Annotated in this window: 10 protein-coding genes; 7 read left to right on the top strand and 3 right to left on the bottom strand. The window is 73.5% G+C overall.

Annotated features, from left to right (window positions below; translation table 11 throughout):
- Positions 1-384: 384 nt before the first annotated feature.
- The 5 genes from BJP40_RS07310 (at position 385) to mscL (ending at position 4,371) form a co-directional block, all read left to right on the top strand.
- Positions 385-1,665, top strand: a complete 1,281-nt coding sequence (locus BJP40_RS07310; protein WP_071279552.1) for an MFS transporter — start codon at positions 385-387, stop codon at positions 1,663-1,665.
- A 68-nt stretch (positions 1,666-1,733) separates the two neighbouring features.
- Complete coding sequence (locus tag BJP40_RS31475) at positions 1,734-2,048, top strand: FmdB family zinc ribbon protein (protein WP_079170987.1); 315 nt, start codon at positions 1,734-1,736, stop codon at positions 2,046-2,048.
- Positions 2,049-2,201: 153 nt separating this feature from the next.
- A complete protein-coding gene (locus BJP40_RS07300) occupies positions 2,202-3,038 on the top strand; it encodes an S-methyl-5'-thioadenosine phosphorylase (protein WP_071279548.1) in 837 nt (278 codons plus the stop codon).
- Positions 3,039-3,483: 445 nt separating this feature from the next.
- Positions 3,484-3,771 (top strand): RcpC/CpaB family pilus assembly protein, encoded by a 288-nt coding sequence (locus BJP40_RS36225; protein ID WP_319020097.1) that lies wholly within the window; start codon positions 3,484-3,486, stop codon positions 3,769-3,771.
- A 114-nt stretch (positions 3,772-3,885) separates the two neighbouring features.
- The gene (gene mscL / locus BJP40_RS07290; protein ID WP_071266551.1) at positions 3,886-4,371 is read left to right on the top strand and encodes a large conductance mechanosensitive channel protein MscL; all 486 of its coding nucleotides are present in this window, start codon (positions 3,886-3,888) and stop codon (positions 4,369-4,371) included.
- A 548-nt stretch (positions 4,372-4,919) separates the two neighbouring features.
- On the opposite strand, the gene BJP40_RS07285 is transcribed toward mscL, so the two are convergent.
- From BJP40_RS07285 to pflB, 3 genes are all read right to left on the bottom strand, one after another.
- Positions 4,920-5,120 carry a hypothetical protein gene (locus BJP40_RS07285; RefSeq protein WP_071279544.1) on the bottom strand — a complete coding sequence of 67 codons (201 nt, stop codon included), beginning with the start codon at positions 5,118-5,120 and terminating at the stop codon, positions 4,920-4,922.
- Positions 5,121-5,379: 259 nt separating this feature from the next.
- Positions 5,380-6,180, bottom strand: coding sequence for a pyruvate formate-lyase-activating protein (gene pflA / locus BJP40_RS07280; RefSeq protein ID WP_071266555.1), 801 nt, complete (start codon positions 6,178-6,180; stop codon positions 5,380-5,382).
- Positions 6,181-6,197: 17 nt separating this feature from the next.
- Complete coding sequence (pflB, locus tag BJP40_RS07275; protein ID WP_071279542.1) at positions 6,198-8,465, bottom strand: formate C-acetyltransferase; 2,268 nt, start codon at positions 8,463-8,465, stop codon at positions 6,198-6,200.
- A gap of 203 nt (positions 8,466-8,668) precedes the next feature.
- Here pflB and BJP40_RS07270 point away from each other — a divergent pair, with 203 nt between their 5' ends.
- A complete protein-coding gene (locus BJP40_RS07270; protein WP_071279541.1) occupies positions 8,669-9,880 on the top strand; it encodes a low temperature requirement protein A in 1,212 nt (403 codons plus the stop codon).
- A 50-nt stretch (positions 9,881-9,930) separates the two neighbouring features.
- On the top strand, positions 9,931-10,446 hold a 516-nt coding region (locus BJP40_RS07265; protein WP_177204326.1), incomplete at its 3' end, for a P1 family peptidase.

The raw sequence follows: 10,446 nt of genomic DNA, 5'->3' as shown, positions 1-10,446 counted from the left end.
CCGGGCCCGGGGCGCGGTGGCGGGCGGGCGGTCGGGCGGGCGGGCGAGGCGCCGTAGCGCGGGCGCGGTGAGCCGGCGGGGACCCGGGGCGCGGCGAGCGGGAGGCACAACCCCCGGCCTACGCGCGCGTGGACGCTGCTTTCCCAGGAGCGATGGCGCCGGGTCGTGCATTTCACAGGTGCCACTCCAGCACCTCCCTGTACCATGAAGGCACACTGATCGACCAACTCTGCCTGATGCAGGGCTGGCGCGACCGTATGGCGGCCGGGTCCGCCCACCCCTGACGAGGGCCCCGGTATCTACCGCGCTTCCGCGCAAGAGGACAGCCCTCGGCGACTCCCGGCACACCGGTGAGCGCTACCAGGCGGCAGAAAGGCACGGGCCGTGGCATCCACGGTCACCTCCGACGCTGCGAAGCGTCCCGGTTACGGGCAGCTCCTGCGCACGCCCGGCGCCTGGACGTTCCTGCTGCCCGGGTTCGCCGCGCGGCAGCCGTTCGCCATGCTCACCATCGGCATCGTCCTGCTGGTGCAGCACACGACCGGTTCGTACGGCAGCGCGGGGGCCGTCGCCGCCGTCACCGGCGTCTCCATGGCGCTGTTCGCCCCGCAGAGCGGCAAGCTCGCCGACCGGTTCGGACAGCGTGCGGTCCTCGTCCCCGGTGTGCTGGTGCACGCCGCGTCGGGCGTGGCCCTCACGGCGCTGGCCCTGGCGGGCGCGCCCCTGTGGGTGCTGTTCGCCGCCGCCGTGCCGACGGGCGCCTCGGTGCCGCAGGTCGGCCCCATGGTGCGGGCCCGCTGGGCGGCGAAGCTGGAGGGCTCGCCCCTGATGTCCACGGCGGCCGCGTTCGAGTCCGTCACGGACGAGTTCACGTTCGTCGTCGGACCGGTCCTCGCGACCGCCCTGTGCACCGGCGTCCACCCGGCGGCCGGCCTCGCGGCGGAGGCGGCCCTGACCCTGGTCGGCGGCCTGCTGTTCGCCGCGCAGAAGGGCACCCAGCCCGCACACGGCCGGATCGCCGCGGACGGCCCGCGCCGCGGCGGCACGTCGGCGCTGTCCGTGCCGGGCGTGCGCGTCCTGGTGGTGGCCTTCCTCGGCATCGGCACCGTCTTCGGCGGCATGCAGGTGTCGCTGACCGCCTTCACCGAGGAGATCGGCGACCCCGGCGCCAACGGCCTGATGTACGGGCTCTTCGCGGCGGGCAACATGCTGGCCGGCATCGCGGTCGGGGCCATCGCCTGGAAGACCGGCCCCCGCCGTCGCCTCGTCCTCGGCTACGCGGCGCTGACCGCCGCCACGTCAGTGCTGTGGGCGGCCCACTCCTTGGTGCTGCTGGGCGTCGTCGGCCTGATCGTGGGCCTGTGCATCGCGCCGGCGCTGATCACCGGCTTCACGCTCGTCGAGTCCCTGGTACCCGCGGGCGCCCGGACGGAGGCGTTCACCTGGCTGACCGGTGCCGTCGCCCTGGGGCAGGCAGCCGCGGTGACCGTGGCAGGGCGGCTGGCGGACGCGTACGGGTCGAGCGCCGGTTTCCTGGTGCCGCTGGGCGGCACGGCCCTGGCCCTCCTCACGCTGGTGGCGCTGCGGTCGCGGCTGGAGGCGCACCCCGCGGGCCGCACCGTCGCGCGTGGCATCGGTCACCGCGTGCCGGTGACGGTGGACTGACGCGAGGGAATGCGTCACTATGGATGCTCGTTAGCACTCATCGAGTGAGAGTGCCAGGAGGAAGACAAGTGCCGACCTACCAGTACCAGTGCACCGAGTGCGGCGAGGGCCTCGAGGCGGTGCAGAAGTTCACCGACGACGCCCTGACCGAGTGCCCGAGCTGCCAGGGACGCCTGAAGAAGGTGTTCTCGGCGGTCGGCATCGTCTTCAAGGGCTCCGGCTTCTACCGCAACGACAGCCGCGGCTCCTCGTCGAGCAGCTCCCCGGCGTCATCGTCGAAGCCGGCTGCCGCCTCCTCGTCGACGTCCGCGCCGGCCTCGTCGTCCGGCTCGTCCGACGCGAAGTCCACGACGCCGTCGAGCACCAGCACCTCCGCCGCCTGACGCGGCTCACCCAGGGCCCTGCCGTTCACCACGGCGGGGCCTTCGGCGTGCCCGGGGCGGGGGCGGACAGTCCGGCCCGGGGCCGCTCGCCGGCCGGCGGCGGCGCGGGGTGGGCCTGCCGGTGCGGCCGGGACCCCGTCTAGGGTGAGCGGCATGGCGACGAACGCAGAGATCGGCGTGATCGGCGGCTCCGGCTTCTACTCCTTCCTGGAGGACGTGACCGAGGTCGAGGTCAGCACCCCCTACGGCAGCCCCAGCGACTCCCTGTTCCTCGGCGAGGTGGCCGGCCGCCGCGTGGCCTTCCTGCCCCGGCACGGACGTGCCCACCGGCTGCCGCCGCACCGGATCAACTACCGCGCGAACCTGTGGGCGCTGCGGTCGGCCGGGGTGCGCCAGGTGCTCGGGCCGTGCGCGGTCGGCGGGCTGCGGGCCGAGTACGGACCGGGCACGCTGCTGGTGCCGGACCAGCTGGTGGACCGCACGAAGTCGCGCACGCAGACGTACTTCGACGGGGAGCCGCTGCCGGACGGCACGGTGCCGAACGTGGTGCACACGACGTTCGCCGACCCCTACTGCCCCGAGGGCCGCAAGGTGGCGCTGGCGGCGGCGCACGGGCAGGGCTGGGCCGCTGTGGACGGCGGCACGATGGTGGTCGTCGAGGGCCCCCGTTTCTCGACCCGCGCCGAATCGCAGTGGCACGCCGCGATGGGGTGGTCGGTCGTCGGCATGACGGGCCACCCGGAGGCCGTCCTGGCCCGCGAGCTGGGCCTCTGCTACACGTCGATGGCGCTGGTCACCGATCTGGACGCGGGCGCCGAGACCGGCGAGGGCGTCTCGCACACCGAGGTGATGCGCGTGTTCGGGGAGAACGTGGAGCGGCTGCGGACGGTGCTGTTCGACACGGTCGCGACACTGCCGGAGAGCGACGGCCGGGCATGCCTGTGCACCCATGCGCACGACGGCTGGGACCTGGGCATCGAGCTGCCCTGACCGCTGGTCCTCCGCCTGGCGGGTGAGGGAGATGTCCACAACCGGTGGACCGTCCACAGGCCACGGCGGGAGACGCCCGATCGCGGGATGGTGGGGGGGCCGCCGGCGAACGGACCGGCGACCGGCCCCAGACCAGGTGGTGAGAGCCATGTCGTCCTGCCCGCACTCCCCCGCACCCGCGTTCCCGCACGTCTCCTTGCCCGCCGGCCGGCCATCCGCCGTGCCCGCTTCCGTCCCCGCCACGGGCACGGTCCCGCACTTCCCCCCGCTGCGGGTCCGGGGCGGCCGGTACCGGCCAGGCTGGTCGGCACGCCGACGGCGGCGGGCCGTGGCGGCCGGGCTGGCGATGACGGCTGCCGCCCTGGCGGCTTCGGGCCTCCGCGGCTCCGCGAGCCCTGTGGCGGCCCCCGCGGCCGCGCCGCGCCCCCTCGTCGCGAGACCCCTGGTGTCGGCACCGGTACGCATCGCGGACCCGGAGACGGTACGGCTCCTGAAACCGGGCGACCGGGTCGACGTGATCGCCGCACCGGCGCCCGCCGGCCTGTCGGAGGGTGACGGGCCCGCGGCCCGGGTGGTGGCGTCGGCCGCCCGGGTGTCACGTGTCCCGGACGCCGCACCGGGCACCGGTCACAGCGAGGGAGGTGCGCTGGTGGTGCTGTCCGTACCGAGGGCCACGGCCGCGGAACTGGCGGCGGCAAGTGCCACGTCCCGGCTGGCGGTCACCTTGTGCTGACTCGTACGCGCGCACTGCGGCGTCACCGGTCCGTGTGTACGGATTGGACGGCCGTCCTCCGGACACGGCCTAATGGCTGCGCCAACTGCACCTGCGTCGACGAAAGGCACCGTGGTGAGCCAGGACAACAAGACAAGCCTGCTGGAGGGCTTCAAGGCGTTCCTCATGCGGGGGAACGTGATCGATCTGGCCGTGGCGGTGGTCATCGGCGCGGCGTTCACGAACATCGTGAACTCCATCGTGAAGGGCGTCATCAGCCCGCTCGTGGGCGCCTTCGGCACGCAGAACCTGGACGGCTACCAGCTCTGCCTGAAGGGGCCCTGCGTGGTGGAGGGCGGCGAGGTCAGCACCGGAGTCGCGATCCTGTGGGGCTCCGTCCTGAGCGCGACGCTGAGCTTCCTGATCACGGCCGCGGTCGTCTACTTCCTGATGGTGCTGCCGATGGCCAAGTACCTGGCCCGGAAGGTCGAGCGGGACAAGGAGATCGAGAGCGTCAAGGAGACCCTGGAGGTCACCGAACTGGAGGTGCTCAAGGAGATCCGGGACCACCTGGTCCACCAGCGCGGCGACAGCTCCGCCGCGGCGAGCAGCCGGAGCTGACGGCGGCCGGTCGGGGCCGGGCTCCGGCAGCAGCCCGGCCCCGACCGGCCCCGACCGGCACGCGGCACGCGGCCCGCAGGCCCGCGGACACGCCGACCGGGGACCGCGCTGCCGGAAGGGCGGGCGGCCGCCGCGGAGGGCCGGGCTCTCGGAAGGGGTAGCCCCGCCGCCGAGGGGCGGGCTCCCGGAGGTGCAGAGGTCCGGGCCGGCCGAAGGGGCGGACAGCGGGCCCGGAGGATCCGCCGCGGAGGGCGGCCCGTAGGGGCGGCAAGCGGCGGGGCTACCGGGGGACGGGAGGTCAGGAGATCGCGGACCACCGCGTGGCGGGGCGAAAGACCGGACGGCCGGACCGGACCGCCCCGGGGCGATGTCCGTCGGAGACCCTCCGTGTCGACGGCCGTGTGCACCCGAGCCCGTCCGCTCCTGGGACCGAGCCCGCCGGAGGCGCTGCACGTCAGGGCGGTGCGCGACGGAGACCGGGCGGGACGGAGGCGGGGCAGGACAGACGCAGCCCAGGCCGGAGGCAGCCCAGGTCAGAGGTGGTGCGGTCAGAGGTGGTGCGGGGGCTTCTCGTCGAGGAAGCGGGTCAGGTCGTCACTCGAGGTGGGCGTCCGGTCGCCCCAGCCGCGGTCCGTGTCGTCCGCGGACTGCTGCTCCAGCGGATCGTCGAAGATCAGTGCCGGCGGCCGGGTCTCCGGCGCGGACCGTTCCGCCGGGGGGTGGGAACCGGAGCTGGGGGTGGTACGCATGCGTCCAGCGTACGGCGGGTCGCCCGGCCGGTGTGAGCGGGTCGGCCAGGCCGTGTACCCGGTGACCGCCCGGCTCCCGTGGACACGGCGTGCCGGAGCGACGCGGGCCCGGGAACGCGGTGGTCACCCCGTGCACGGACCGACGCGCCCCCGTTGACGGGGGCCGTGTCAGGGCCGGGCGTACTGCCGCCGTCCGGTCAGTGCCCGACCTGGGCGGCGTACCTGTGCAGGGGCGGCTGCTTCCGGGGGCGGTCGGCTGCTACACGGCCGTGAGGCCCCGGGCGCTGAAGACCGCCCTGGCCGCGGCCACCTGGTCAGGGGTGGGCGTGGGGGTGTCGTGGAGGGTGAAGGGCTTGCCCAGGGCCTGCCACTTCGGCTCGGCGAGTTTGTGGAAGGGCAGCACGTCGACCCGGGTGACGTTGCCGAGCCCGGCTGTGAAGTCCGCGACGCCCTCGATGTTGGCGGGCGCGTCCGTGAGGCCCGGGACGAGCACGAAGCGCACGTGGACCTCCTTGTCGAGGCGGGCGAGGCGGCGGGCGAAGTCCAGGGTGGGTTCCAGCGGACGGCCGGTGACCTTGCGGTAGGTGGCGCGGTCCCAGGACTTGATGTCCAGCAGCACGAGATCGGTGTCGCGCAGGAGGGCGTCGGTCGCCCGCGCTCCGAGGAAGCCGGAGGTGTCCAGGGCGGTGTGGTAACCCAGCTCGTGGCGGAAGCGGTGCAGGAGTTCACCGGTGAAGACGGGCTGGAGGAGGGGTTCGCCGCCGCTGACCGTGGCGCCGCCGCCGGACGCACGGATGAAGGTGGTGTAGGCGGCGGCCTGTGCGACGACTTCGCCGGCGTGCATGCGGCGGCCGTTGCGGAGCTGCATCGCGTCGGGGTTGTGGCAGTACAGGCAGGCCAGCGGGCAGCCGGCGAGGAAGGTGACGAAGCGGGTGCCGGGGCCGTCGACGCCGGTGGACAGGTCCCACGAGTGGACCGAGCCCACCGGCGGCCGATGGGTCGCCGCGGCCGCGGGGGTCGCCGCGCACACCGGCGCGGGGTGGTCGTGTGGCGCGGTCATGGCGGCGCTCCCGGGTGTCAGAGGGTGCCGTGGAAGGTGCGGTTCAGGACGTCCGTCTGCTGCTCCCGGGTCAGGCGGACGAAGTTCACCGCGTAGCCGGAGACCCGGATCGTCAGCTGCGGGTACTTCTCGGGGTGCTCCATGGCGTCCAGGAGCGTGTCGCGGTTGAGGACGTTGACGTTCATGTGGAAGCCGTTGCTCGCCATGTAGCCGTCGAGGACGCCCGCCAGGTTGGTGACCCGCTCCTCGGGGGTTCGGCCCAGGCCGTCGGGGGTGATGGTATGGGTGAGGGAGATGCCGTCCTCCGCCTCCCCGTAGGGCAGTTTCGCGACGGACAGGGCGGAGGCGACGTAGCCGTGGCGGTCGCGGCCGTTCATCGGGTTGGCGCCGGGGGCGAAGGGCTCGCCTGCGCGGCGGCCGTCCGGGGTGGTCCCGGTCTTCTTGCCGTAGACGACGTTGGAGGTGATCGTCAGGACGGACTGGGTGTGCTCGGCGTTCCGGTACGTCTCGTGGGTGCGGAGCTTCGCCATGAAGTCCCGGACGAGCTCCACGGCGATGTCGTCGGCCCGGGCGTCGTTGTTGCCGTAGGCCGGGTAGTCCCCCTCGATGGTGAAGTCCCGGGCCAGGCCGGTGTCGTCGCGTACCGCGGTCACCTTCGCGTGCCTGATGGCCGAGAGGGAGTCGGTGGCGACGGACAGGCCCGCGATGCCGCAGGCCATCGTGCGGTGGACGTCGCGGTCGTGGAGGGCCATCTCCAGGCGTTCGTAGGCGTACTTGTCGTGCATGTAGTGGATGACGTTCAGGGCGTGCACGTACACGCGCGCAAGCCAGTCCAGTTGGGCGTCGAAACGGGACCTGACCTCGTCGTAGGAGAGGGTGTCGGAGGTGGGCAGAGGCGTGCGGGGGCCGACCTGGGCGCCGGACCTCTCGTCGCGGCCGCCGTTGACCGCGTACAGCAGTGCCTTGGCGAGGTTCACTCGGGCGCCGAAGAACTGCATCTGCCTGCCGACCGGCATGGCGGAGACGCAGCAGGCGATGGCGGTGTCGTCGCCGAAGCGGGGGCGCATCAGCTCGTCGGACTCGTACTGGACGGAGGACGTGTCGATCGAGACCTTCGCGCAGTACTCCTTGAAGCCGCGCGGCAGGCTCGGCGACCACAGGACCGTCATGTTGGGCTCGGGAGCAGGGCCCAGGTTGTAGAGGGTCCGCAGGTAGCGGAAGGAGGTCTTCGTCACCAGCGTGCGGCCGTCCTCGCCCATGCCGCCGATCGACTCCGTGACCCAGGTCGGGTCGCCGGAGAACAGCTCGTCGTACTCGGGGGTGCGCAGGAAGCGGACGATGCGGAGCTTGATGACGAAGTCGTCGACGAGTTCCTGGGCGCGTTCCTCGGTGATCCGGCCCGCGTCGAGGTCCCGCTGGAGGTAGACGTCCAGGAAGGTGGAGGTGCGGCCGAGGGACATGGCGGCGCCGTTCTGCTCCTTCACCGCCGCCAGGTAGGCGAAGTACAGCCACTGCACGGCCTCGTGGGCGGTCGCGGCGGGTCCTGCGATGTCGTGTCCGTACGAGGCGGCCATCTGCTTCAGCTCGCCGAGCGCGCGGATCTGTTCGGCCAGTTCCTCCCGCAGGCGGATCGTCTCCTCCAGGGTGCGGGCGCCGGAGGGCAGGGCGTCCAGTTCCTCCTTCTCCCGCTGCTTCGCGGCGATCAGCGCGTCCACGCCGTAGAGCGGCACGCGGCGGTAGTCGCCGATGATGCGGCCGCGGCCGTAGGCGTCGGGGAGGCCCGTGACGATGCCGGCCTTGCGGGCGGCGCGGATCTCGTCGGTGTAGGCGTCGAAGACGCCCGCGTTGTGCGTCTTGCGGTACTCGGTGAACACCTTCTCCAGCTGCGCGGAGACGGGGTAGCCGTACGTCTCCAGGGCTCCGGCCACCATGCGCCAGCCGCCGTTGGGCATGATCGCCCGCTTGAGCGGGGCGTCGGTCTGGAGTCCGACGATCAGCTCCGCGTCGCGGTCGATCCAGCCGGGGGCGTGGGCGGTGATCGTGGACGGCACGTCGTGGGAGACGTCGAGGACGCCCTTCGCCCGCTCCTCGGGGAACCGGTCGGCCACGGACTGCCAGAGCGCGGTGGTCCGCGCGGTGGGCCCGGCGAGGAAGGAGGCGTCACCCTCGTACGGGGTGTAGTTCCGCTGGATGAAGTCGCGGACGTCGATGGTGTCGCGCCACAGTCCGCCCTTGAATCCGTCCCAGGCACTGTTCACGGCGGCGTTCGCGGGTGCTGTCGTCATCGCCCGTGCTGCCTTCCTCGTCGGTGGGTGACGTTCTCGGTTCCATTGCAGCGGGCGGGAGCGCTGCCGCGGGGCGGCGTTGGACCTTGACCGCCCGCCGAAGGTCCCGCTGGTGAAGGCGTTCACACATGGGGTGGGGTGCCGACGGCTTCGCGGCGCGTCCCGTCCGGTGCGCGGCCACGGCATCTGCTGTGCTGTGACGCATGACACACCCTTCTGTGAGTGCGCGGCCGGTGCGGCCGCTGGTGTCACGCGACCGCGACGAGGAGCACCGGTCCGCGACGCCCCTGGAGCTGTTCTTCGACCTGTGCTTCGTCGTGGCGGTCGCCCAGGCGGTCGCCGGGCTGGTGCACGCGGTCGCCGAGGGGCACACGGGCGAGGGGCTCGTGGAGTACCTCATGGTCTTCTTCGCCGTGTGGTGGGCGTGGATGAACTTCACGTGGTTCGCGTCGGCGTACGACAACGACGACGCCCTGTACCGGTTGGTGACGCTGGCGCAGATCGCGGGGGTGCTGGTGCTGGCGGCCGGGGTGTCCCGGGCGTTCGACGAAGGCGACTGGCTGCTGGTGTACCTGGGGTACGTGGTGATGCGGCTCGGGCTCGTCTCCCAGTGGCTGCGCGTGGCCCGGAACGCGTCGGGCGCCGAGCGGACGATGGCGCTGCGGTACGCGGGCGGGGTGATGGCCTGCCAGGTGGGCTGGAGCGCCCTGGTGCTGGGGCCGGAGGGGGCGGCGCCGTGGGTGTTCCTGGTGATGGCGGCGGCCGAGCTGGCCGTGCCGCCCTTCGCCGAGCGTCGTTTCGGGTCCGGCTGGCACGCGCACCACATCGCCGAGCGGTACGGGCTGTTCACGATCATCGTGCTGGGCGAGACGATCGCGGCGGCGACCGTCGCCGTGCAGTCGGGGGTGGCGGAGAACGACGCGCTCGACGACCTGGCCCCGATCGCGGCGGGCGGGCTGCTGCTGGTGTTCTCCGCGTGGTGGATCTACTTCGTGGTGCCCGCCCACGCGCGGCTGCGGTCCAACCGGGAGGGCTTCCTGTGGGGCTACGGGCACTACCTGATCTTCGCTTCGGCGGCTGCGGTCGGGGCTGGCCTGGAGGTGTCGGTGGAGCACGCCGTGGGGGCGGCGCACCTCTCGGACCTCGCGGCGGCGGCCGCCGTGACACTGCCGTCCGCGCTGTACCTGCTGCTGGTGTGGCTGCTGCACGCCCGCTACTTCAAGGTGGGACTGGCGCAGCAGCTCGTGCTGCCGTGCGCGGCGCTGGGGGTGTTGCTGTGCACCTTCGCGGGGCACTGGGCCGTCCTCGCGGCCGGGCTCGTCACGGCGGCCGCGGTGGCGGCCGGGGTGGTGCTGACGGCCCGGGGGGCGGACCGGCGGGACGGGACGGGGGTCCCTGAGGGCGCGGCGGCGTGATCCTGCGGTGCGCGCTGCCGGGCGCGCGCACCGCGTGCTAGGCATGCGGCATGGATGCCAAGGACGGGACCCCTGCCGGGGTCGGCGCGCCCGGTGACGGGCTGACGGATGTGGCGGGGCTGCGGGTGGGGCACGCGCGCGTGCCGGGCGGCTCCGCCCTGAGCGGAACGACGGTGGTCCTCGCGCCGGAGGGCGGCGCCGTGGCCGCCGTGGACGTGCGGGGCGGGGGCCCGGGCACCCGCGAGACGGACGCGCTGGATCCGCGGAACCTGGTGCAGAAGGTCGACGCGGTGGTCCTGACGGGTGGCAGCGCGTACGGGCTGGAGGCCGCCGCCGGGGTCATGGGGTGGCTGGAGGAGCGGGGGCGCGGGGTGCGGGTGGGGCCCGAGCCCACTCATGTGGTGCCCGTGGTGCCGGCGGCGTGCCTGTTCGACCTGGGCCGGGGCGGTGAGTGGCGGGCGCGCCCCGACGGGGCGACCGGTCGGGCCGCGGTGGCGGCGGCCGCGGCCGCGGAGCCGGGGGCGCCGGTGGAGTGCGGGTGCGTGGGCGCGGGGACGGGCGCGGTG

Source organism: Streptomyces sp. CC53, assembly GCF_001865245.1.
GTDB lineage: Bacteria > Actinomycetota > Actinomycetes > Streptomycetales > Streptomycetaceae > Streptomyces.
Note: the sequence above shows the minus strand (reverse complement) of the source record. Positions and strands in the feature narration are given on the sequence as shown.

Coding starts and splice junctions, on each gene's coding strand:
- BJP40_RS07300 (WP_071279548.1), top strand. CDS start 2,202: ATGGCGACGAACGCAGAGATCGGCGTGATCGGCGGCTCCGGCTTCTAC.
- BJP40_RS07285 (WP_071279544.1), bottom strand. CDS start 5,120: ATGCGTACCACCCCCAGCTCCGGTTCCCACCCCCCGGCGGAACGGTCC.
- pflA (WP_071266555.1), bottom strand. CDS start 6,180: ATGACCGCGCCACACGACCACCCCGCGCCGGTGTGCGCGGCGACCCCC.
- pflB (WP_071279542.1), bottom strand. CDS start 8,465: ATGACGACAGCACCCGCGAACGCCGCCGTGAACAGTGCCTGGGACGGA.
- BJP40_RS07270 (WP_071279541.1), top strand. CDS start 8,669: ATGACACACCCTTCTGTGAGTGCGCGGCCGGTGCGGCCGCTGGTGTCA.